The 23,121-nt window shown below is 62.3% G+C and carries 19 protein-coding genes; 7 read left to right on the top strand and 12 right to left on the bottom strand.

The features are described 5' to 3' along the window. Window positions 1-28: 28 nt before the first annotated feature. The 4 genes from OKC30_RS02535 to arcB all read right to left on the bottom strand — a co-directional run bounded on the left by OKC30_RS02535 (window position 29) and on the right by arcB (window position 8,591). A complete protein-coding gene (locus OKC30_RS02535; protein WP_442865831.1) occupies window positions 29-4,231 on the bottom strand; it encodes a transporter substrate-binding domain-containing protein in 4,203 nt (1,400 codons plus the stop codon). A 144-nt stretch (window positions 4,232-4,375) separates the two neighbouring features. Beyond that, on the bottom strand, window positions 4,376-4,579 hold the full coding sequence (locus tag OKC30_RS02530; protein WP_041211124.1) for a hypothetical protein: 204 nt from the start codon (window positions 4,577-4,579) through the stop codon (window positions 4,376-4,378). A gap of 293 nt (window positions 4,580-4,872) precedes the next feature. After that, window positions 4,873-6,249 (bottom strand): dGTPase, encoded by a 1,377-nt coding sequence (gene dgt, locus OKC30_RS02525; protein WP_160838212.1) that lies wholly within the window; start codon window positions 6,247-6,249, stop codon window positions 4,873-4,875. Window positions 6,250-6,278: 29 nt separating this feature from the next. Further along, the gene (arcB, locus tag OKC30_RS02520; RefSeq protein WP_103244292.1) at window positions 6,279-8,591 is read right to left on the bottom strand and encodes an aerobic respiration two-component sensor histidine kinase ArcB; all 2,313 of its coding nucleotides are present in this window, start codon (window positions 8,589-8,591) and stop codon (window positions 6,279-6,281) included. A gap of 202 nt (window positions 8,592-8,793) precedes the next feature. Here arcB and OKC30_RS02515 point away from each other — a divergent pair, with 202 nt between their 5' ends. Continuing rightward, a complete protein-coding gene (locus OKC30_RS02515) occupies window positions 8,794-9,792 on the top strand; it encodes a DUF2860 family protein (RefSeq protein WP_042881204.1) in 999 nt (332 codons plus the stop codon). 61 nt (window positions 9,793-9,853) lie between these two features. Here the strand turns inward: OKC30_RS02515 and OKC30_RS02510 are convergent, their stop codons facing one another. The 4 genes from OKC30_RS02510 to OKC30_RS02495 all read right to left on the bottom strand — a co-directional run bounded on the left by OKC30_RS02510 (window position 9,854) and on the right by OKC30_RS02495 (window position 12,785). Then, a complete protein-coding gene (locus OKC30_RS02510; RefSeq protein WP_029313837.1) occupies window positions 9,854-10,546 on the bottom strand; it encodes a DUF3334 family protein in 693 nt (230 codons plus the stop codon). Between the two features lie 118 nt (window positions 10,547-10,664). Then, window positions 10,665-11,111 (bottom strand): HIT domain-containing protein, encoded by a 447-nt coding sequence (locus tag OKC30_RS02505; RefSeq protein WP_039040966.1) that lies wholly within the window; start codon window positions 11,109-11,111, stop codon window positions 10,665-10,667. 73 nt (window positions 11,112-11,184) lie between these two features. After that, the gene (locus OKC30_RS02500; RefSeq protein ID WP_128296945.1) at window positions 11,185-11,808 is read right to left on the bottom strand and encodes a DUF2057 domain-containing protein; all 624 of its coding nucleotides are present in this window, start codon (window positions 11,806-11,808) and stop codon (window positions 11,185-11,187) included. A 74-nt stretch (window positions 11,809-11,882) separates the two neighbouring features. Further along, window positions 11,883-12,785 carry a LysR family transcriptional regulator gene (locus OKC30_RS02495; protein ID WP_160838218.1) on the bottom strand — a complete coding sequence of 301 codons (903 nt, stop codon included), beginning with the start codon at window positions 12,783-12,785 and terminating at the stop codon, window positions 11,883-11,885. A 97-nt stretch (window positions 12,786-12,882) separates the two neighbouring features. Between OKC30_RS02495 and OKC30_RS02490 the strand changes: the two genes are divergently transcribed. Further along, the gene (locus tag OKC30_RS02490) at window positions 12,883-13,485 is read left to right on the top strand and encodes a short chain dehydrogenase (protein ID WP_041211120.1); all 603 of its coding nucleotides are present in this window, start codon (window positions 12,883-12,885) and stop codon (window positions 13,483-13,485) included. Between the two features lie 123 nt (window positions 13,486-13,608). On the opposite strand, the gene OKC30_RS02485 is transcribed toward OKC30_RS02490, so the two are convergent. The 3 genes from OKC30_RS02485 to dapA all read right to left on the bottom strand — a co-directional run bounded on the left by OKC30_RS02485 (window position 13,609) and on the right by dapA (window position 16,880). Then, window positions 13,609-14,712: a phosphoribosylaminoimidazolesuccinocarboxamide synthase gene (locus tag OKC30_RS02485; RefSeq protein WP_039040947.1), complete on the bottom strand. Its 1,104-nt coding sequence runs from the start codon at window positions 14,710-14,712 to the stop codon at window positions 13,609-13,611. A 169-nt stretch (window positions 14,713-14,881) separates the two neighbouring features. Further along, entirely contained in the window at window positions 14,882-16,000 is a 1,119-nt protein-coding gene (gene bamC / locus OKC30_RS02480) for an outer membrane protein assembly factor BamC (protein ID WP_270661939.1), read from the bottom strand. After that, entirely contained in the window at window positions 15,993-16,880 is an 888-nt protein-coding gene (gene dapA / locus OKC30_RS02475) for a 4-hydroxy-tetrahydrodipicolinate synthase (RefSeq protein ID WP_270661937.1), read from the bottom strand. Before dapA ends, bamC begins: the two co-directional genes overlap by 8 nt. 188 nt (window positions 16,881-17,068) lie before the next feature. Between dapA and OKC30_RS02470 the strand changes: the two genes are divergently transcribed. From OKC30_RS02470 to OKC30_RS02460, 3 genes are all read left to right on the top strand, one after another. After that, window positions 17,069-17,602, top strand: a complete 534-nt coding sequence (locus OKC30_RS02470; protein ID WP_010673166.1) for a glycine cleavage system protein R — start codon at window positions 17,069-17,071, stop codon at window positions 17,600-17,602. A 23-nt stretch (window positions 17,603-17,625) separates the two neighbouring features. Next, on the top strand, window positions 17,626-18,090 hold the full coding sequence (gene bcp, locus OKC30_RS02465; RefSeq protein WP_160838214.1) for a thioredoxin-dependent thiol peroxidase: 465 nt from the start codon (window positions 17,626-17,628) through the stop codon (window positions 18,088-18,090). A gap of 195 nt (window positions 18,091-18,285) precedes the next feature. After that, a complete protein-coding gene (locus tag OKC30_RS02460; protein ID WP_039040945.1) occupies window positions 18,286-18,786 on the top strand; it encodes a YfbU family protein in 501 nt (166 codons plus the stop codon). A 52-nt stretch (window positions 18,787-18,838) separates the two neighbouring features. Here OKC30_RS02460 and yfbV read toward each other — a convergent pair whose 3' ends face one another. Then, on the bottom strand, window positions 18,839-19,279 hold the full coding sequence (gene yfbV / locus OKC30_RS02455) for a terminus macrodomain insulation protein YfbV (RefSeq protein WP_039040944.1): 441 nt from the start codon (window positions 19,277-19,279) through the stop codon (window positions 18,839-18,841). Window positions 19,280-19,580: 301 nt separating this feature from the next. Here yfbV and OKC30_RS02450 point away from each other — a divergent pair, with 301 nt between their 5' ends. Together OKC30_RS02450 and pta are read left to right on the top strand one after the other, a co-directional pair. Beyond that, window positions 19,581-20,783 (top strand): acetate kinase, encoded by a 1,203-nt coding sequence (locus tag OKC30_RS02450; RefSeq protein ID WP_010673162.1) that lies wholly within the window; start codon window positions 19,581-19,583, stop codon window positions 20,781-20,783. A 70-nt stretch (window positions 20,784-20,853) separates the two neighbouring features. Next, window positions 20,854-23,007 (top strand): phosphate acetyltransferase, encoded by a 2,154-nt coding sequence (gene pta / locus OKC30_RS02445; protein ID WP_049637125.1) that lies wholly within the window; start codon window positions 20,854-20,856, stop codon window positions 23,005-23,007. Window positions 23,008-23,121 lie beyond the last annotated feature (114 nt).

The following is a 23,121-nucleotide window of genomic DNA, read 5'->3' as shown; positions in this document are numbered from 1 at the left end:
CATCAATGCCTGTACCGCCCTGGCCAGGTCATCGAGCTTGTCCAGTTGTTTCAATCTGGCCGCCGCCTCCAGCCGGGCCGCCTCCTCTGCCAATGCCTGCTGTCCTACCATGCGCGGCCCCCTTGATGCGATGTGCCGTCTCCACCAGCGCCTGGGTATCCTGGCTGGCCAGCGCCATCCTCATGTCCTCGCCATCCTGCTCGTTGGCTTCCAGGTATTCGCTGGCCATGCTGCGAGCCACCGCCTCATCCCCGAACAGGGTTAACCAGCTTATGCCTGGCAGCTGAACCCTGGCTTGCCGGGGCGCCTCCGAGGCGAGCTGTTCTTCCTGAGTCGGCAACCAGCGTCCCAGGGTCTGGCTCAGGGCATCCAGGCTGTAGGGCTTGAACAGCATGTCGTTCATGCCGGCATCACGCATCTGCTGGCTCGCCTCCTCAGAGGTATCGGCTGTCACCCCTATAATAGGAGCTCTGTCCCCGGCATCCCGCAAGGCTCGCGTGAGGGCATAGCCATCCATCACCGGCATGTGGCAGTCGGTCAGCAGCAGGGCGAAGTCCTGCCCCTGCCAGGCGCGCAGCGCTTCCTCGCCATCTTCCACCACCTCGGATTCGAGCCCCAGGATAGCGAGCTGCCTCGTCAGCAATGCCCGGTTGACGGGGTGATCATCCGCCACCAGCACCCACCCCCTGAGCTTCTTCCCCTCCATCCCCATCGACTGGCTCGCCTGCTGGTTGAACAGTGACTGGCAGGTTTCCAGCAACAGATCGGGGTAGAGAGGCGATTGTCCCAGTCGCCACCAGGCGTCGCCCCCCATGCGCCCCCGCAGGGCCTCATGGGGAGAGAGTACTATGCCCTTGAGGTTCGAACGCTGCAAACAGGCCAGCCAGTCACTGCCAAGGGCCTGTTCCAGGTGATTCTCCTGCGCCAGCAGATGCCCCTCGAGGGGCTGCTGCCAATGGTGTGCCTCCATGCGAACCAGTCTGGCGCCCAGCCTGGCCATCACCGATTCCAGCCCCTCATCCTCCCCAAACCACCACCATACCTGACCGGTCAGGGGCGGCGCTTCCCACTGGCACTCGGCCAGGGGCAGCGTGAAGGTCACGCAGGTGCCCATTCCGGGGGTACTTTCCAGGGTCAGGCTCCCCCCCATTTTCTGGGTGAGTTGATGACAGATGGCAAGCCCAAGCCCGGTGCCGCCAAACCGGCGATTGGTGTCGGACTCCACCTGCTTGAACGGGATGAAGAGGGTGCGCTGCTGCTCCAGGGCGATGCCGATCCCGGTATCCCGGACCCGGAAGGCCAGCCGGTCGTCTTCATAATCCACCTGGATGGCGATCGCCCCTGCCTCGGTGAACTTCACCGCGTTGTTCAACAGATTGGAGATCACCTGCCCCACCCTTATCCCGTCGATGCAGGCCAGATCCGGCACCGTCTTCCCCCACCGCAGCGTCACGTTAAGCCCCTTGCCATAGGCCAGGGCCGCATGTCCCCGGATGACATCGCAAATCACCGAGGTCAGGCGGCAGTGATGGGGGTGCAGTTGCAACTGCCCGGCTTCCATCTTGGAGAAGTCCAGGATGTCGTTCACCAGATAGAGCAGATGGTTGGTGGAGGTCGAGATATTGCGCAACATGTAGCGCTGATCGTCGTCCAGCGCACTCATTTGCAGCAGCTCCAGCATGCCGTGCATGCCGGAGATGGGAGTGCGAAGTTCATGACTCATGGTGGCGAGGAAGCGGCTGCGCGCCTGGGTCGCCTCCTCCGCCACCCGCCTGGCCTGGCGCAGCTCCAGCTCCTGGCGCTTGAGCTTGGTGATGTCCTGCACCACGCCGTTCAATATGACCCCTTCAAGCCCCTCCTGGTGAACGAAATGACCACGGATCTGCAAATAGCCCGCCTCCCCCTGGCGCCGGATCTCCACCTCGAGATCCAGCGGCTGCATGCTCAGGGCATGACGATCCACCGTGGCCACGAAGTCCTCGTGCGCCTTGCCTGTCAGCCCCAGGATGGAGGCACCGGTGACCGCCATGCCGACCAGGTCCTCTTCGACCCCCACCATCTCCCTGACCCCTTGCGAGGTGTAGAGGAAGTGCCCCTTGCCCGGCCCAAGCCAGTGATACTGATAGACCAGACCCGGCATGCTGTCAGTGATCTGGGTCAGCCGGGTCTGCGCCTCCTGGGCCGCAAACCGCGCCTGCTCCAGCTCGGTCACGTCGGTCAGCACGGTCAGGATCCCGAGCCGCTTGTCATCGGGCCCCGCAAAGAGCCGCTTGGTGTATATCATCTGGTGCAGGCGATCGTCATCAAACCGGATCTCGCCCCGGCCATGGAGCTCCTCTCCGCTCTCCCAGACGCTGGCATCCTCCTCCATCACCCTGACACGGATCGACTCGGGCAATCGATCCTGGAGCAACCGCTCATAGGAGCCCGTCAGGTTCTCCCCGCCGAGAAACATCTGCCGATACGCCCGGTTCGTCATTGCCACTTCATAGCGCTCGTTGGTCAGCACCACCTGGTTGGGCAGGGCATCCAGCATCATCTGGACAAACATCAACTGCTCCTCGAGCCGCCGCTCGGCCTCCCGCCGCTGGCTGATCTGGCGGCGCAACGTCCGGTTCCAGCCCATGAACAGCAAGAGGCAGAGCAGGAAGATGCCGCCGCCAAGGGAGGACCAGAGCAGCACCGTCTTCGGATCCAGTCCCGTCTGTATGGTCAGGGAGAGCCACTTTTTCTCCAGGGCGGAGAGTTCGTCGGGGGGAATGGCGATCAGCACCTTGGTGAGGATCTGCTGCAGCATGGGGTCCTGCAACTGGGTCGCCATGGCGATGGGTACCCGCAGGTCGCTGCCGGAGAAGACCACCTGGTAGCGGTCGCTGAATCCCTTTTGCAACGACTGCTCCAGGGTGGTGGTGCTCATCAGCACATAGTCGACCTTCTGCTGGTCCAGCAGGGGCAGCAATTCGGCATCGCTGGCCACCGGCACGGCGATGGCCCCCACCTCGTTCAGCAAGACCTGCTCCACCGAGCCCCCCACCATGCCCACCCTGTGCCCTTTCAGTGCCCTGGCGGCGGTGAGCTCGGCCATCCCCTGCCTCGCCACGACCACCCGGTTGATCGACGCGTAGTTGGGGGTAAAGCGGGCAAACTGCTGACGCTCCGCGGTGGGAGTCATGGCCGGGATGAGATCCAGCTTGCGATCCTGGAAGAGCGCCATGCTCTGGGCCCAGCTCCGGGTCGGCACCAGGGTGAACTGGAGCCCGGCACGCTGGCTCATCAGTGTCAGCAGATCGGCAATGAGCCCCTTGAGCCGCCCCCTGTCGTCCACCTCGCTCATCCCGGGCCAATCCGGGGCAACCCCGTAGCGGATGACCGGATGTGCTTGCAACCACGCCTGCTCCTGCGGATTGAAGACGATCTCCCTGCTCCTTTTCACCAGGGCATAGTCGAGGATGTCCCCCGCCTCCAGAATGGCGCGACGCTCCAAGGGAGAGATATCCTCGAGGGCCCGCTCCAGCAATCCCTGCAAGACATCATTCCTGGGCGCCACGGCCATGGCGAGGGAGGTATCCCTCATCCAGTCGATCCTGGCCAGCGCCATGCCCGCCATGGCTTGCAGCCTGTTCAGCATGGGCAGCTCGGCCAGGTAGGCATCCGCCTTGCCCTCCTTGAGCATGAAGATCGCCTCGTCCCGGCTGTCGGCCGTGATCAGGTTCGAGATCCCAAGGCGCAGCAGCTCATCGCAGGCGCTGACACCGAAGACGCAGACCCAGCGCACCCCATAGGCCTCCTCCAGGGAGAGGCTCTCCCGCCCCCCCGTCAGCAGCACGGCGCGGGGCAGTGCCATCAGCTCGGAGGTAAATTGCATCTGCAGGGTGCGGGTCGGGCTCGGTGCCACCCCGATCAACATGTCGACCTTGCCATCCAGCAAGGCCTGCTGGACCGCCGCATTGTTGGCATAGGCACGGTAGCGAAGGCTCACCCCCAGCCTGGCAGCAATCTGGGAGGCGAACTCATCCAGGGGGCCGGTGAAATTGCCGCGCCCATCGGTATAGACATAGGGTGGCCAGGCCGCCGAAGGCATGCCGACGACCAGTTCATCATGGGTGGCAAGCCAGTGCAGTTCGTCCAGGGTGAAGTTGCTCTGGTCCAGTTGCGCCGGCGCAGCCGCAACCATCAGGCTCCAGAAAGCCAGACCACATAGCAGGATGAGACGAAAGCAGCGGCGGAACATTATCAACTCCCATACGAAACGGAGGGGGATCATAGAGTGTTTGGCGCAATGTGCGACAACTAAATTGAGACAATGCTCATCAGGAAAGAAAAATGGCAGGCCCAGGCCTGCCATCCACCAGGTCGGGGGCCGGGCCCCCTCCCATCAGGTTATTCGGTTCCCGAGCCGGAAACCGGTTTGAAACTCCCGCTCACGGATGTGGGCGATCTGCACTTCCTTGCCTTCCAGCCCGATGTCTTTGAGCAGGGCAGGTGAAAGATGCAGGTAGCTGACGCGACGCTCCAGCCGGGTGATCCTTTTTTGAACCAGGGTCTCTACGTGGCGCAGCAGTGCGAGTTCGATAGACATAATATTCTCCAGTTGAACGTGCGGTTCCCCCGGAGAGAGGTGATCACCCTGCGGGACAACCGCGGGTGATGAAAAAAGCAGGTGTTACCTGTCCCCTCCACGCGGCAAATAAAGAGCACGAGTCTTCGCGCTGCCAGAGCAGCGATCGAACGCAACGTTGAACATGGAATGTTGCATGGTCGTCTCCTTACCGTGTGAAAGTTGAACAAGTTGCCGCAGTGTAAAAAAACACCGAATTTTACGCAATATCTCTCCCACCCATATGGGTGGAATGCGGCCAAAAAGAGGTTCAGTCAAATCCCTGACAACAGCCGGAACTCCTCCAGTGCATAGGTATCCGTCATGCCGCTCACATAATCGAGCAGCAGCCGCACCCGGTAGTACCACTCCTGCTCACTCTCCTTTTCGAAACGGGGATCCCGGCTCGCCACCGCCAGCCGGTACGCCTTGAGGTGGCGGGCAGAGAGGCGGTGGAACAGCCGCCGGGCAAAGAAGAGCTCGCTCCCGCCGTTGCCTGCGAGCAGCCGCTCGAACTGGCTGACGGGCAGGGCCAGCAGGCTGGCGTAGGTGGAGAGCACCCCGCGCAGGGCGGCATAGCCTTCCAGCTCCAGCGCCTCCACCTCCGGGCGCATGAACACCAGCCCGCGAGCCACCCGCTTGAGGGTATCGAGTACCCGGGCTGCCGGAGCCTGACCGTGCAGCAGCGCCTGGGGATAGGCCCCGCTCAGGATCTGATCGTGCTCGGCCACATAGGTATGGGCGGCCAGCGCCACCAGATCCCGGGTCAGATGCTGGCGAAAATGGGGGAAGAACCCCCGACCGGAGGCAAGCGCCTCATCGAGCAGGTCGGCCATGTAACCGCCCTCGTCCGCCTCGCGCAGAGCTGCCAGCAGCTCGATTTGGGTGAGGATGCGCCTGTCCACTGCATCCTCGAGATCGGCGATACAGTAAGAGATGTCGTCCGCCGCCTCCATGATGTAGACCAGCGGATGACGGCACCCCTCGGCCAGCCCCAGGCTCTGGCCGAGGGCACGATAGAGGGGTTGTTCGCTGAAGAAGATGCCGCGCTTGCTGGTCCAGCCGTGGTGCTGACCATAGCCCTGTGGATGGTGCAGGCCCGGCAGGGGCTGCTGCGGGTATTTGCACAGCGCCGCCAGCTGCCCCAGGGTGAGGTTCAGCTCATGCAGGCTGTGCACCAGTCGCAGGCTCTGGGCATTGCCGTCAAACACCAGCAGATCCTGGCGAAGGGTTGCCCACTGGGGGCTCGGCAACTGGTCGTGGGCACGGGCGAAGAGGCCGTCCAGCTCCTGGGCAAGCCACTGACTCATCACCTGCTCGCCGAAATGGCCAAACGGCGGGTTGCCGACATCGTGCAACAGGCAGGACATCTCCACCAGATTGATGAAGGCCCCCTCGCACACCACTCCGGCTGGCAACGCCGCCAGGATGCGGCGACTGATCTGGCGACCGGTCTCCTGTACCTCCAGCGAATGGGTGAGACGGCTGCGCACCGAGGCTTTCACATCGAGCGGAAAGACCTGGGTCTTCTGCTGCAGGCGGCGCACCGGCGCCGCCTGCACGATGCGGGTGCGGTCTTGCTCCGTCGCCTCCAGCAGGTCTTCGTCTCCCCAGGGGTGAATGCGCTCGGGGGGGATCAAACGGTCATACATGTCGTGGCTCCTTGCCTGAGGCGTCGTGTCTACGAGAGCAGCCAGCGCCGCAGGCGGGCGATGTCACCCGGGTATTCCCGGCGCAGGGTTTCAATCCAGTCTTCCACGTTCTCCCACCAGGCGGGGTGATCCGGGCTCTGGATAAGCTGGGCCGTCTGCTGCAACCGGCGCAGGCCGATGGAGCCCGCCGCCCCCTTGATCTTGTGGGCCTCCTCCACCACACCGGCCTGATCCCTGGCAATCATGTTGGAGTCGAGCACCGCCATGTAGTCCGGCATCATCTTCTCGAACAGCTCGACGCTGGAGAACAGCACCGGCTTGCCGACCGTGCTGGCGTAATCGGTGAGGAAGGGCAGATCCAGCAGGGCATCCTGATGGTGGACATCGTCCTGCTCGTCCGCCTCGTCCCCGGCAAGATCCGCAAACAGGTGGCCTATCACCTCCCGCACCGCCTTGGAGCCCAGCGGCTTGTTGATCACATCCTGCATGCCGTGATCCCGGTAGTACTGGCGATCGCCGGTGGCGTTGGCGGTGAGCGCCACCATGGGGGGCAGGCTGTCGCCGTAGCGCGCGAGCAGTTGCTCCGCCACATCGAACCCCGTCATGTCCGGCAGCTGGATGTCGAGCAGGATCAGATCGAAATCATCCGGGTTGGCCATGGCCAGCGCCTCTGCACCATCCCGCGCCACCTTGACCTGATGGCCGAGCTTGTTCAGCAGGGCGCAGGCCACGGTGACGTTCAGCTCCACATCCTCCACCAGCAGGATGTCGAGGGAGGGCATCTCGGGCTCCGGGGCCGCGGCCCTGGGCTCGACGCAGTCCACCTCCAGCTCGGCGGTGAAGCAGGCGCCTTCGCCCGGGTCGCTGTCCACATAGAGTTGACCGCCCATGGCCTGCACCAGCTGGCGGGAGACCGCAAGACCGATGCCGGTACCGGTGGCGTGCTTCTTGCCCTGCACCTGATAGTACATGGCGAAGATCTTCTCCTGCTGGGCACGGGGAATGCCGACCCCGGTGTCTTCCACCTCGAAGTGCAGCGCCAGCTTGCCCGGTTCATCAGCGGCGTGGGCGAGACAGCGTATGGTGACGCCCCCTTCATCGGTGAACTTGACCGCATTGCCCACCAGGTTCCACAGCACCTGACGCAGCCGGGTGCCGTCCGCCATCACGAACTGGGGCATGTCGCCGTCCCGGTCGAAGTGCAGGTAGAGCCCCTTCTGCTCCGCCTGGATGCGCGACAGCGTCTCCAGCTCGTCGAGGAAGGCGGGCAAATCCAGCGGAGCCGGCGCAATCTCCAGCCGGCGACGGTCGAGCTTGTCCAGATCGATGATGTCGTTGAAGATGTTGCCGAGCGTCACCGCGCTCAGGTGGATGGTCTTGAGCTGCTGCTGCTGTCTGGCATCGAGGGGCGTATCCATCAGCATCCGGCTCAGGCCCACGATGCCATTGAGCGGGGTGCGCAGCTCGTGGCTGATGGTGGAGATGAAGGTGGTCTTGTCCCGACTCGCCTTCTCCAGCTTGTCCTGGTACTGCTTGCGCTCGGTGATGTCGCGACCAAAGCCGAGCAGGCCGAGCCGCTTGCCGAAGCGGTCGAAGAAGGGCACCTTGCGCAGCTCGAAGTAGGCCTTGCGGCCATCGGGATACTCCAGCCACTGCTCATAGGTGAGCGGCTCGTTCTGGGCGAAGACCTGCTTGTCGGTCTCCACCACCTTGCTGGCGATGTCGTGCTTGTAGACATCGAACGGGGTCAGGCCGATGAGTTCCGCTTCCACCTTGCCGGTGAGCTCCTCCATGGCGCGGTTGCAACCGGAGAACTGCTCGTCCTCGTTGCGGTAATAGACCAGATCGGGGGAGCAGTCGATGAAGGAGCGCAAGAGGGCGGTACGCTCCCCCAGATGCAGCTGGGCCTTCTCCCGCTGGAACACTTCGTTTTCGAGATCCTCGATGGCTTGCTGGCGCAGGGTCTCGGCCCGGTTGGTCTCGGCGATCTGGGCGTTGAGCCGGCTGATGTTCTCCTGCAACTGGCTGTTGAGCTCGAGATCCCGCTCGCGCATGTCTTGCAACTTGCGCACCATCCGGGTCAGCCGTTGGCGGGAGTCCTCCAGCTGATCCACCACGATGGAGAGAAAATAGACGGCCCAGGGGGTCACCAGCAGGCCGAAGAAGACAGAGCGCACCAGGTCGACGATGTCCACGGTGCCGCGCAAAAACAGGGTCACCCCCATCTGGATCGACACGGCCAGCACTATGATGGCGGTGGCCAGGAACATGCTGAAGCGCACCAGTCCCAGCTTGGTCATCAGGTCGACGTAATATTGCGCCCAGGATTTGATCTGCTTCATCTCGTTGTTTTCTCCCCTTTTCTTGCGCAAACAGGATACCAGTACGGCGCCATGAACTCTTGTCCGTCGCGTATTCAATTATTGATTAACGTCACACTCCGGCTGGGGTAGCATGCCTGCCATGCTTCAGTCAGCATCGGTTCCACCGGGATACCGGGGCGCACTGTCACCCTTCTCATTCGTTATGTCAGGAGCATACCCGATGCGAAATCATGTTCTGTTGAGCCTTGGCCTGCTGGTCGCCACCACCGCCCACGCCGATCTGGGGGAGATCCCCCGCCAGACCGGCTGGTCCGGTTTTCTGCTGGGCGGGGTCAATGCCGGCAGCCACAAGTCCAACTTCTATGCCGGTGACGACAGCAACAGCCGTATCGATGATCTGGGCTCCCCCGGCCGCGAAAGCGGTCTGAGCCCGCTGCTCAATGCCGATATCCGCTACACCTTCGCCGATACCCGCACCCAGGTCTTCCTCGGCAACCTCATCCAGGACGCGGTGCGCTTCGACTTTACCCAGCAACTCGGTCTGCGCCAGGAGATGGGTGACAAGGGTATCGTCGCCACCTCCCTGGTGTTCAACCTCATGCCGGTGGAAGTGTGGAGCGATCCCTTCGCCACCGGCGTGGACCGCAGCGCCACCGATCTCACCTCGAAAGGGGTGCGCTTTGCCTGGGACAGGATCTGGGGCAGCAACGTCTACGCCACCCTGACCAGCCGGGAAGTGGAGCTCGACGAGGAGCGCAGCGGCCAGCAATATGACCTGACCCACGGCACCCACTACGCCTCCATGCTGAGCCGCAACGGCAAGGTCCACGACCTGGCTGTCTCCTACCAGTACCACTTCGGCGGCGACCAGCTGCTGGAGCCCGCCTTCCTCTACAAGGAGGCCCGCCTGGACGGGAGTGCGGAGAGCTTCAAGAACACCGGTCTGCAGCTGACCTATGCCAAGCGCGCCTCCCAGTGGTCCATCGTGAGCAACCTCTACGCCGGCAAGCGCAAGTATGACGAGGCGAATCCCCTGTTCGGCCAGCGCGCCGATGCCAGCGAGTTCGCCCTCAATGGCACCTTCTTCTGGCACAACCTGTTCGGCATCAAACCCCTTGCCGCCACCTTCACCGCGGCCTACTCCAGCGCCGACTCCGACATCGACTTCTACGATGCCGAGGCGCTTCGCTTCAGTACCGGGCTGCTTTACAACTTCTGACCCGCCCCAAGCAAGGAGGCCACCCCCGGGGTGGCCTCTTCATTTGCACAACCCTCGACCATCAGATGCCGAGGGAATCCAGCAGATCGTCGTGCTCGTTGCTCGCCGGCGCGGCCGCCGGTGCCGGTTTGGCTGACTGCTTGGCCTGGGCGATCAGCTCGTCGGGATCCACCTCCTCCTGCACGCCGCCATCATGGATCCGGATAAACTCCGTCTTGTCCATGGCCAGCTCCAGATAGAAGATGTTGTTGCTGGCGGTGAAGAAGGTCACCCGGCGGGTCTCGGGATTGTCGAGGTTGGTGTCGACGCTCAGCATCACCTGCTTGTTGAGCGCCAGCATCTTGGGCTGGTTCTGGGTGATGTGGGTCTGCAGCTCGCGCCCCACCTTGGTGGTGAAGCTGCCGACGATCTGGTTCATCAGCTCGCCCATGACGTTGCTCACCTCGTCCGAGGTGTGGGAGATGGCAAGATCCTCCTTGGAGAGCCCCATGCTCAGCATGTAGCTCTGGTAGAGCTCCATGGCCGCGGCGGCGGAGAAGTTGATCACCACCAGCCCGGAGAAGCCGCCGTCAAACAGCACGAAACAGCCGATGTCAGGCTTGAGGCAGGTCTTGCTGATCCGCTGCACCATGCCGGAGAAGCGCACCTGGGTCTGGGTCGCCGCACTCAATACGCTCGTCACCGAATTGCACAGGCTCAGCAGTACGTCCTCTGTGGTCAATACGGCATCATCCTCGGATCTTGTCACTATCATGGAACCTTCCTGCTGATCGAAATAATGGGGCTGTCACTCGTGTCGCCCATGTCACCATGCACCGGCGCGATACGCTAACAGATTGCGTGATCCCGGTGCCCAAAGCGCGAGCCACCTCTCACTTGACTGGATTATCAGTCAGAAATGGCTGAAATCCATCCAGGGTAGCCAGACGGGTTTGCCAACTGGCAGCCGCCCCTTGCAAGGCCTGCTCCTCATAGGGAATGGCGGGACAGGCACCCCAGATGGGACCGGGCCAGGCCGCATCCGAGCTGAAGCGGGCCACGTGGTGCAGGTGCAGCTGAGGCACCAGATTGCCGAGGGCCGCCACGTTGATCTTGTCCGGGCCGAGTGCCCGCTCCATCAGGGTGGCGACGGCGCAGGACTCCTGCATCAACTGCTGTTGCTGCTCGGGGGCCAGATGATGGATCTCCCGCAGGTTGGCGACCCGGGGCACCAGAATCAGCCAGGGATACTGGCTGTCTTTGGCCAGCAGGACGCGGCACAGGGGCAGATCCCCGAGTATCCGGGTATCCGCCTGAAGGCGGGGGTGCAATTCAAACATGGGGGCCTCGCTGATCAACATGGGCACATCGGGAATCAAAGATGTGCCCACGTTACTGCAACGGGGAGCAAACTTAAAGGCGCGGCACGGCCCAACCGATGAAGCGCTTGCGAAGCGCGGGGTCCGCCTGCAGGAAAAGCTGTTGCAACTGCCCTTCCAGGGCGCTGGCCGGCACGGAGGAGGCCCGGGGCGTCGCCACGGCGGCCGCAGCCACATCCGCCGCACCGGCGAGCACGGCAGGCCCCTCGCCACGGTTGTACTCCATCAGCCTGGCATGCCAGTCCATGCCGATCTGCATCCCCTGCACCACCAGCGTATCCTGGCGCACCTCGAGGGGCTGTCCCCCCGCCACCAGGCCCAGGACAGGGGCCCTGGCGTAGCGTTCCATCCCGGCCTCGTCCGCAGGCACGGGAGCCTGCAGGCGCACCGACTGCCCGCGGGCCTCATAGCGAAGCACCTGGGGCTCGGAGCGAACCTGGCGATCGTTGTCGCTGCTGTTGCGACTCGGGATCACCCCCTCGTAGCGCACCAGCAGTTGCTGCTCTCCGTCGGCCAGCACGGCGTGCTGCTCGTCCTGCACCTTGCCTGCGCTCACTGCCAGGATCTGGAAATCCCGGGGCACCTCGACCCTGACCTCGGCCTGCACACCGCCGCAGCACAGCAGCGCAACCCCTGCCCAACCCTGATGACGCTTCATTCCCTGACTCTCCTTTCGAGATGAAGGGCGCAGGGTAGCAGCCCCAGATGACAGAAAAATAACGGGATGCAGGCTCACCCCAGCAGATAATGGGGCCGCTCGGCAAACCACTGGGCCAGCACCTGCTTGAACAGCCGGATCTTGCTCGGCACCCGGCGCTGCTGGGCGTGCAGCACATGGATCGGGTGCAGGCCGGTCTGCCACTCCGTCAGCACGGCCACCAGCTCCCCTCGGGCCAGGCTGGCCTCCACCAGCATCAGTGGACACTTGGCAAAGCCCATGCCCGCCCGGGCCAGTTGCAGCAGGGTGCTGTAGTGGTTGGCCCGCACTCGCCCCTGCACCAGGATGTGCGCCTCCTCCTCCCCCTGGCGAAAGTGCCACTGCTCCCAGTCCGGGTTGTGGCCCTGCAGCAGGCAGGAGCGCCCCCCCAGCTCATAGGGAGTGGCGGGGATCCCCTCCCGGGCCAGCAGGGCGGGGCTTGCCACCACCACATCCTTGAGCCTGCCGAGCGGCAGGGCCACCAGGTTGTCGGGGATCAGCTCCATGGCCCGCAGGGCGATGTCATTCTCCCCCTGGCTCATGTCGATCATGGCATTGGTGAAGTTGAGCTCGACCTGGACGCCGGGGCACAGCTCGGCAAAACGGGCGAGCAGTTCGCTCACCATGCGGTCCCCCGTGCTGACCGGGCAGGTGAAGCGCAAGCGGCCGCTGTCCTCCTCGGTCAGGGCGCGGATCCCCTCCTCCGCCTCCCGGGCCAGGGCGAAGATCTCGCCGGCCTGCTGGTGAAGCACCCTCCCCGCCTCGGTCAGGCTGAGTCTGCGGGTCGTGCGCTGGAGCAGCTGGGCATTGAGGGCGGACTCCAGGGCGCTGACATGGCGACTCAGCATCCCCTTGCTCACCCCCAGGGCATCGGCAGCGGCGGAGAAACTGCCCCGCTGCACCACTTCATAGAAACTGGCCAGGTGAGTGATATCCATCATTAGCACAAATATAGAAACAATGGGTTCATCATAAGCGCTTTTTCTCCCTTTTTATCCCGCTATCATCAACTCATCTCAACCAGGAGCGATAGATATGAAGATTGTGATTGTGGGTGCCTCCGGCACCATTGGCGCCGCCGTCAGCGAACTGCTTGCCCAGGATCACCAGGTGATCCGGGTCGGTCACAGCCAGGGGGATGCCAGAGTGGACATGCGCGACCCCGCCTCCATCCGGGCGCTCTTCGAGCAGGTCGGGTCCTTCGATGCCCTGGTGGTCGCCAGCGGCAGCGTCGCCTTCAATGCCCTGACCGAGATGACGGACGAGCAGTGGCAGGTGGGGCTTCAGAGCAAGCTGATGGGCCAGATCAACCTGACCCGGGCCGCTATTGCCCACCTGAGCGACCGTGGCTCCATCACCCTCATCAGCGGCATTCTGAGCGAGGAGCCCATCCACTGGGGGGTGAGCGCCACCACCATCAACGGTGCCATCGAGCACTTCGTGAAAGGTGCCGCCTGCGAGCTGCCAAGGGGCATTCGCATCAACGTGGTGAGCCCCACCGTGCTGGAAGAGTCCATGGGCAAGTATGCCGACTTCTTCCCGGGTTTCGTGCCGGTACCCGCCGCCCGGGTGGCCCAGGCCTACAAGAAATCGGTACTGGGGGTACAGACCGGCCAGATCTTCCGGGTCAATGGCTGAGCGCTCCGGACAACCCAATGAAAACGGGCCCCGTCATGGGGCCCGTTTTGTCATCTGCGTTGCAAGCGCCTCCCCTGCCACCGGCAAACGTTTGTTCGCCTGCGGCAAAAAAAGCGGTCGGCCTCAGTCGATCAGGCCGTACTGCTCCCGCAGTACCTCGATGATCTCCTGTTTCGGATTGGCACTGCGTACCAGCGGCTGACCGATGATCTTCTCGGCGATCCCCACATAGGTGCGGGAGATATCCATCATCACCTCGGTGGGCAGCTTGTTGTCACGGGCCAGGGCGAAGCGCTCGGGCATGCGGTTCTTGTTGAGCAGGATGTCCGGATCCGGGAAGTGGTTCAGCAGCCACTGGCGGAAGCCCTCTTTGGACTTCTCGATGATCTCGCCGCCGCGAAGGGCTGCGCCGTCCCAGATGCGGGAGCTGTCGGGGGTGCCCACTTCATCCATGTAGATGAGCTTCTCGCGACCGGCGGCATCGGTCACGTAACCGAATTCGAACTTGGTGTCGACGAAGACCTGATCCAGGGCAGCCAGCGCCTCGCTGATGACGTTGAAGCCCTCTTTGAGCAGCGCCTCGTAGCGGTCGATGTCCGCCGGGGAGCGGAAGCCGAAGGCCTGATGGTGGCGCTCGATGTCGCCGCGGGAGACGTTGACGTCGTCCGCTTCCGGCACGCCATCCAGCCCCTTGAGGATCCCCTTGGTGGACGGGGTGATGAGGATCTCGGGCAGCTTCTGATCCTTCTTGAGCCCTTCCGGCAGGGTGATGCCGCAGAATTCCCGCTCACCATCCTTGTAGGCACGCCACATGGAGCCGGTGATGTACTGGCGGGCAATCGCCTCGATCATCACGGGACGGGCTTTTTGCACGATCCAGACGAAGGGGTGCGGGATGTCCAGGATGTGGCTGTCCGCCAGCCCCTGCTCCTTGAACAGCTTGAACCAGTGGCTGGAGATGGCATTGAGCGCCGCGCCCTTGCCCGGCACGCCGTTCAGACCGTCCACCCCTTGCCAGATGCAGTCGAAAGCCGAGATGCGATCACTGATCACCATGAGGGCCAGGGGCGTATCGGCCGGCACATCATAGCCTTTCTCCCGAATGAGCCGGGCACTGTCTGCCGGGGTCAACCAGTAGACGCTGCGCACTTTGCCGGAATGGACAGGTTTATCGGTACGGATCGGCAAATCGTCGTTCACCGCCAATACTTGATCTGCAAGACTCATGGCTAATAACACTTCCTGTTGTGGGACTAGTTAGGCAGGGGCACCAGACCCCTGTCTGTGGGGGATTCACATCATCAGGTACTCAGGCCCGGGGCAACCGGCTCGGCACGCTGGCCCTGCGGCAACCCGGACATAACAAAACAGGGGCGCGAGGCCCCTGTTTCCATGCTTACTTCGCCCCCTGATCGGCCAAGCCCTTGGCAAAGGCCTCGGACAGGCTGATGTACATCTGGGAGACGACACCGGATGCGACAGGTTTCTTGTCCTTGTCGAACAGGGTGATGGAGGTCTTGCCGCCCGTCATCTCGCCGAGCTGGAAGCGATACTTGTCTTCCTCGAGCTTGAAGGGCTCCGCTCCCTTGGCCTTCCAGAACTCGCTGTCCGGCTCGTCGTACTCCACGTCGATCCAGCCCAGGGACTGCTGGGTGTCCTTGATGGTGAAACCATAGGCAGGCAGCACCTGATTGAGGCGGCGCCACACCTGGTCAAACGACCCTTCGGCAATCCAGGCGCTCAGCTCGTTGTTGTCCAGACCCAGCTCCAGCCCCATGCCATCGCTGGACTTGTGCTGTTCACGGGCCTTGAGCTGCTTGTCGTAATAGAGGGAAAACTGGTTCAGGGCGCGGGTGGCATAACGCTGGGCGTCCGCCGGCGTCAGCACAGTGCTGGTCTCGCCGTCGATGGTCTCTTCGTGATCCAGCACCCGTACCGACATCTTGATGGCGTGACGCTGCACATCGTTGCGCAGGGTGAACTGGTAACGCTGACGGATCTTGAAGTCATCGTCATCTTCCGCCCAGCCATCGAGCACCGCTGAGTTGTCAAACCAGCCGGTCTGCAAGACGCCGTCCTGTTGATCCAGCTTCTCGGTGGTGACCTTGTGTTCGGCCAGGAAGTTCATCAGGAAGGCCCAGGTATCGCGCTCCACGCTCTGGGAGGTGCTGAGGGCATAGAAGGCGACGGTTGGCTCGCTGGCATTGGCCACCACCTGGCTGCCCGGCACCACGGTGAGCAACTGGGCGGGCGGACGCACGTCCACCTTGGCCCCGAGGGCGCCCTCACGGCTGCTCTCGGGCAGGGCCGGAATGTCGAAATTGCTGTTAAAGGCGGGGGTACTCAACCCGGCGGGCACAAGGAAGGCGCGGCCTTCGAGGCGGCTCTCTTCATACTCGAAGCCACGGTTGGCCATTTTGCGTTCCTGGGGTGAGCTGCAGGCAGCCAGCACGGCCACCGTCGCGACACTCAGTACCAGGCGCACTGCATTTCCCTTTCCATTTGCTTTAAACACTCGCCATCAACTCCGCAGTCGTCAGTGCTCGCGCCATCGCCGCTTCCCCCTCGGGGGTGAGATCGGTCAGGGGCAGACGCAAGGTCGCCGTCGCCATCAATCCCAGCCGGGCACAGGCCCATTTCACCGGGATGGGACTCGGTTCACAGAACAGAGTCTGATGCAACGGCATCAATCGATTGTTGATGTCATGAGCCTGCCCGGCATCACCGGCCAGGGCAGCACGACACATGTCGGCCATCTGGGGCGCCGCAATATTGGTGGTGACCGAAATGACACCATCGCCCCCTTGCAGCATAAAATCACATCCGCTGGCGTCATCGCCACTATAAAGCGCAAAATCCGGCCCGCACAGTTCGCGCAGCAGCGGAGTACGGCCAAGATCGCCAGTCGCTTCTTTCAAACCTATGATGCCGGGCACCTTGGCCAGACGGGCCACCGTCTCGGGTTTGAGGTCACAGCAGGTGCGACCGGGCACATTATAGAGAATTTGAGGCAGACCACTAGCCTCGGCGATCGCACAATAGTGACGATAGAGGCCTTCCTGGGTGGGTTTGTTGTAATAGGGGGTAACCGAGAGACCCGCCACCACGCCCATGGTGGCGAAACGCCGGGAGAGGGCGATGGCATGAGCAGTATTGTTGGAGCCGCAGCCCGCGATGACGGGAATGCGTCCGGCGGCGTATTCCACCGTCTTCTCAACCACGGCGATATGTTCCTGCTCGCTCAGGGTGACCGACTCTCCCGTGGTTCCCACGGCGACGATGGCGCTGGTCCCGGCATCCACATGATATTCCACCAGCGCTGCCAGACTGACCCAATCGATGTCGCCCGAACGCAGCATGGGGGTAACGAGCGCAACAATACTACCGCGTAACATGGATAATTCTCCCGATTTTCAGGGGCGTAATGGTAAAGCTGCCCCTTTTGAAAAACAAGGGAGGCACGGGACAAGCCGTGTTACCATCCGGCACAAAACGTATGAATGCACGCGCGCACAAGAGGCCTCACGGCAGGGTGCCGGCCCCCGCGGTCAACGCATTCTCAATAATGGACGAGAGACGATTTATGACTCACTACCTGGTCGTAACGGCCATCGGCACGGACAGGCCTGGCATCGTCAATGAGGTGACCCGTCACGTCAGTGGCTGCGGTTGCAACATTGTCGACAGCCGTCTTGGCATCTTCGGCAACGAATTCACCTTCATCATGCTGCTGTCCGGTGACTGGAACAGCCTGATGCAACTGGAAATCAGCCTCCCACTGCGCAGCCAGGAGTGGGATCTCATCACCATGATGAAACGCACCGAGCGCCACCACTCCCTGCAATATGACATCAGCGCCAGCGCAGAGGTGCTGATCCGGGATCAGCCGGGCATCGTAAGTCAGTGCACCCAGTTCTTCAGCGATCACGGCTGGGACATCCAGGCCATGCAGACCATCACCCTGGAACAGCAGCCCTTCAACCTGCTCAAGGCGAACTTTCAGTTGAATCTCTCCAAGCAGGGAGAAGAGCCTGGCTCGAAGACAGCCTTCGCCGATTTCTGTCGTGGACTGGGCGCCGAGTCGTTCGAATTCATCGTCAATCACAAGTACGCCTGACGGCGTTTATCCGAGGAGACCCCATGTCACCACTAGAAGCTGGTACCCAGGCCCCCGATTTCTCCCTCTCCGATCAGGACGGCAATCAGGTTCGCCTCGCCGACCTGCGCGGCAAGAAGGTGCTGATCTATTTCTATCCCAAGGCGATGACCCCGGGTTGCACCACCCAGGCCTGCGGTCTGCGCGACGTCAATAGCGAGCTGGCTGCCCTCAATGTGGTGGTGCTCGGCATCAGCCCTGACAGCGCCAAGCGCCTGAAAAAGTTCGAGGAGCGCGACAACCTCAACTTCCGCCTGCTGGCCGATGAGGATCACGCGGTGGCCGATGCCTTTGGCGTCTGGGGTCCGAAGAAGTTCATGGGCAAGGAGTATGACGGCATCCATCGCCTGAGTTTCCTCATCGACGAAGAGGGCAAGGTTGCCCATCGCTTCGACAAGTTCAAGACCAGCGATCACCATCAGGTGGTGCTCAACCTCGTCAAGGGGTAAGCCACCAGCGGCATTGTTGCAGGGCTCGCCATGGCGGGCCCTGCTCGTTTCACCACGGCATCAGCCCCCACTCTCTGGCGGCTCACCAGGGCGCCTCTTCCCCCCTTTTCTCGCCAACCTCCCCTCTCAGATCAAAAAATTCATCCTGGATATGGGTTAACGTGACCCCAGATTCATTTTCCAGCGAGACAGCCCATGAACATGAGCCACACCGAACGCCTGATCCTGAGCAACCAGTACGAGATCCTGGCCAAACTCAATCCGGAAAAGGCGGCGTTTTACCAGCGTGCCAGCACCATCGTCGAGCGCGGCTACTGCCTGCAGATCCTCGAGCTGGAGAAGAGCTTCGGCCATCTGGATCTCGCCACCTGCCAGGAGGTGCTGGACACTCTGGAGCTGCACCATGCACTGGCCATCTCCTGGGGCAACCTGGATGCCAGCGCTCGGGCCGATGTCAACGAGAGCCGCCTTGCCTTCAACGGCTACAGCCGCAGCCAGGAGCGGGAACTGGCGGATTACGTCTGCTTCCTGCTGGAAGTGGACAAGCGCTTCCCCGAACTGCCCTGCCCCTGCGACGAGCTCTCCAGCGACATCGCCATGCGGGACAAGTACCAGCGCATGCTGGCGGTCTGGCGTCAGTGCCCCCGTCAGTACAAGCTCTCCATCCAGGAGATCAGCAAGGTGCTGGCCGCCTGAATGTGAAAAAGGCGCCTGAGGGCGCCTTTGTCGTCAGTCTGACTTCGGAAAGTCATTCGTAGAGGAAGGATTTGTCCAGCTGCTTGAAGGCGGCGTTGAGGGTATCGGCCAGCTCTTCGTAGCGGGGACGGGCCACCAGCTGACGTTGACCGCCCTGCTCGTTCATCTTGCCGTTTATCTCCCGATACCAGGTGGCGAGGGAGGGGGGCAGGCGGGTATCGGCGCGCTGGCCGAGCCAGTAGTACCCTTGCAGCGGCAGGCTGAGCAGGAAGAGCACGGACGCCATCACGGAGGGCCAGTAATGAAGCTCGCCAAACTGGAACTGCACCATGACGCTGAGCACCGCCAGTGCCGGGATCACCTTGAGGGCGAACTCGGTGGCCCTGATCACCCGATTCTCCGGGAACATGGAATTAAGCTCGGGACGGCGCGGCCAAAGAGTCATATAATGACGGCCTTGCTGTAATTTAGTTCCAAAAATGTTCATGCTCATGCTACCTCCGAGCTCTTTTCGAACGCATTAACGGCAAAACCTCGACAATATTTGAGAGGCAATAACAAAGGTTGAGGATGACTTTGTTATTTTTCAACAATCAGGTTATCCTTTGTACGCCCATTTTTACGCTGGGGCACGGCCACTGACCAGTCAGGGACGTCTGAATTTCGGGTCTTGTATCACTATACAAGGGGCAAGCAACAGATTGCCAACCCTCATAAGGATAAGTTGATAGTTTTTGGACGCACCGCGTCCGGCGCATCCTCCAACCCAACCCAATCTGCGATAGGATTTATTCATGAGTAAGCTGGTTCTTGTTCTTAACTGTGGCAGCTCGTCCCTGAAGTTTGCTGTCATTGACGCAACCACCGGTGATGACCTGCTGTCCGGCCTGGCCGAATGCTTCAACCTCGACGACGCCCGCATCAAGTGGAAGCTGAACGGCGAGAAAGGCAACGCTGATCTGGGTGCCGGTGCCGCTCACCAGGAAGCGCTGGACTTCATCGTTCACAAGATCCTGCCGCTCAACCCGGAACTGTCCAAGAACCTGATCGCCATCGGCCACCGCGTGGTACACGGCGGCGAGCGTTTCACCTCCTCCGTTCGCATCTGTGATGACGTCATTGCCGGCATCGAAGCCGCCATTCCTTACGCACCGCTGCACAACCCGGCTCACCTGATCGGTATCCGTGCCGCCCTGAAGGTCTTCCCGGAACTGGCCGAGAAGAACGTCGCCGTGTTCGACACCGCCTTCCACCAGACCATGCCGGAAGAAGCCTTCCTGTACGCCCTGCCGTACAAGCTCTACAAAGAGAACGGCATCCGTCGCTACGGCGCCCACGGCACCAGCCACTACTACATCAGCCTGGAAGCGGCCAAGCAGCTGAACAAGCCGGTGGAAGAGCTCAACATCATCAACTGCCACCTGGGCAACGGCGGCTCCGTCTGCGCCATCAAGAACGGCCAGTCCGTCGACACCTCCATGGGCCTGACCCCGCTGGAAGGCCTGGTGATGGGTACCCGTTCCGGTGACATCGATCCGGCCATCATCTTCTTCCTGCACGACAAGCTGGGCATGAGCGTTGCCGAGATCAACACCATGCTGACCAAGGAATCCGGCCTGCAGGGTCTGACCGAAGTCACCTCCGACTGCCGTTTCGTTGAAGACAACTACGACAGCAAGGAAGAAGCCAAGCGCGCCATGGACGTGTACTGCTACCGTCTGGCCAAGTACATCGGTGCCTACGCCGCCGCCATGGACGGTCGTCTGGATGCCGTGGTCTTCACCGGCGGCATCGGCGAGAACTCCGCCCCGATCCGTGAGATCACCCTGAACAAGCTGGGCCTGCTGGGCTTTGACGTCGACCACGACGCCAACCTGAAGGCTCGCTTCGGCAAGGGCGGCGAGATCACCAAGGCTGGTTCCACCAAGGCCCTGGTTATCCCGACCAACGAAGAGTGGGTCATCGCCCACGACGCGCTGGAACTGGTCGGCGCATAAATTAGCTGTAGAGCAAGGCCGCCCCAGGGCGGCCTTTTCCTGATCCCAAAAAATGAACAAGGGGTAATAAGTGGCACGCACTATTATGCTCATCCCGGTCGGCACTGGTGTCGGCGTAACCTCCGTGAGTCTTGGCGTCGTTCGCGCCATGGAACGTCACGGTGTCAATGTCAGCTTCTTCAAACCGGTCGCCCAGCCGCGTCCGGGTGAAACCGGTACCGAGCGCTCCACCGCCGTGATCCGCGCCGCTGCCAACATCAACCCGCCCGAGCCGTTCGCCCTCTCCTACGCCGAGAACATGATCACCTCCAGCAACACCGACATCCTGCTGGAAGAGATCGTGGCCCGCTTCGAAGAGCACGTGAAGACCAGCGGTGCCGAAGTGGTGGTGATCGAGGGCCTGGTTCCGACCGACAAGCAACCCTTTGCCAACAAGCTGAACTACGACGTCGCCAAGGCGCTGGACGCCGACATGGTGTTCGTGACCCATCCGGGCAACGACTCCAGCCAGAAGCTCAAAGAGCGCATCGAGCTGGCCTGCTCCAACTTCGGTGGCGTCAACAACCCGCGCATCGTGGGCTGCGTCATCAACAAGGTGGGTGCCCCGGTTGACGAGCACGGCGTGACCCGTCCCGACCTGACCGAGATGTTCGAAGCGCACCACCACGGCGCCGACACCGGCCACAACCTGGAAGTGCTGCAGGTCTTCGGCAAGAGCCCGCTGCGCATCCTCGGCTGCATCCCCTGGAACACCCAGCTGATCGCACCGCGCGCCAAGGATCTCGCCAAGCACCTGGCCGCCAAGATCATCAACAAGGGTGAGCTGGAAAGCCGCCGCCTGCAGACCGTGACCTTCTGCGCCCGCTCCATCCACAACATGATCGAGCACTTCCGTCCGGGCAGCCTGCTGGTAACCTCCGGCGACCGTTCCGACGTCATCGTCTCCGCCTGCCTCTCCGCCATGAACGGCGTCAAACTGGGTGCCTTGCTGCTGACCGGCAACTACCATCCGGAACCCCAGGTGATGGCCCTGTGCCAACAGGCCATGGCCACCGGTCTGCCGATCATGATCACCGGCACCAACACCTGGCAGACCGCTGTCAGCCTGCAGAACTTCAACGTCGACATCCCGGAAGATGACCGCGAGCGTATCGAGCTGGTGCAAGACTACGTTGCTGGTCACATCGACAAGCACTGGATCGAGTCCCTCTCCGCCAAGTCCACCCGCTCCCGTCGCCTGAGCCCGCCGGCCTTCCGCTATCAGCTGACCGAGCTGGCCCGTCAGGCCAACAAGCGCGTCGTGCTGCCGGAAGGGGAAGAGCCGCGCACCATCAAGGCGGCCGCCATCTGTGCCGAGCGCGGTATCGCCCGTCCGGTGCTGCTGGGCAACCCGGAAGAGATCCGCCGCGTCGCTGAACAGCAGGGCGTGATCCTGACCGACCGCGTCGAGATCATCGATCCGGTTGCCGTGCGCGAGCGCTATGTGGCTCGTCTGGTCGAGCTGCGCAAGAACAAGGGCATGACCGAAGTGGTTGCCCGCGAGCAGCTGGAAGACAACGTGGTACTGGGTACCATGATGCTGGAGCGCAACGAGGTAGACGGTCTGGTGTCCGGTGCGGTGCACACCACTGCCAACACCATCCGTCCGCCGATGCAGATCATCAAGACCGCCCCGGGCTCTTCCCTGATCTCCTCCATCTTCTTCATGCTGCTGCCGGATCAGGTGCTGGTCTACGGTGACTGCGCCATCAACCCGGATCCCACTGCCGAGCAGCTGGCCGAGATCGCCATCCAGTCCGCCGACTCCGCCGCCGCCTTCGGCATCGAGCCGCGCGTGGCCATGATCTCCTACTCCACCGGCACCTCCGGCGCCGGCGCGGACGTGGAGAAGGTGCGTGAAGCGACCGAGCTGGCCAAGGCCAAGCGTCCCGACCTCATCATCGACGGCCCGCTTCAGTACGATGCGGCCATCATGGAGAACGTCGCCAAGTCCAAGGCACCGAACTCCCCGGTTGCCGGCAAGGCCACCGTGTTCGTGTTCCCGGACCTGAACACCGGCAACACCACCTACAAGGCGGTACAGCGCTCCGCCGAGCTGGTCTCCATCGGTCCCATGCTGCAAGGCATGCGCAAGCCGGTCAACGACCTCTCCCGCGGCGCCCTGGTGGACGACATCGTCTACACCATCGCCCTGACCGGCATCCAGGCAGCCCAGGCCGAGTAATCGACCCGCAGTCCGATGCAATGAAAAACCCGCCGAGAGGCGCAATGCTGTTCAGATAAGCACATTTTTGACTAATTATTCATAAATGCGACTTGAGTTGGGGGAGCAAGGCTG

This window comes from Aeromonas sp. QDB18, from assembly GCF_027705325.1.
Lineage (GTDB): Bacteria > Pseudomonadota > Gammaproteobacteria > Enterobacterales > Aeromonadaceae > Aeromonas > Aeromonas caviae.
This window is presented reverse-complemented; position numbering and strand designations above follow the sequence as displayed.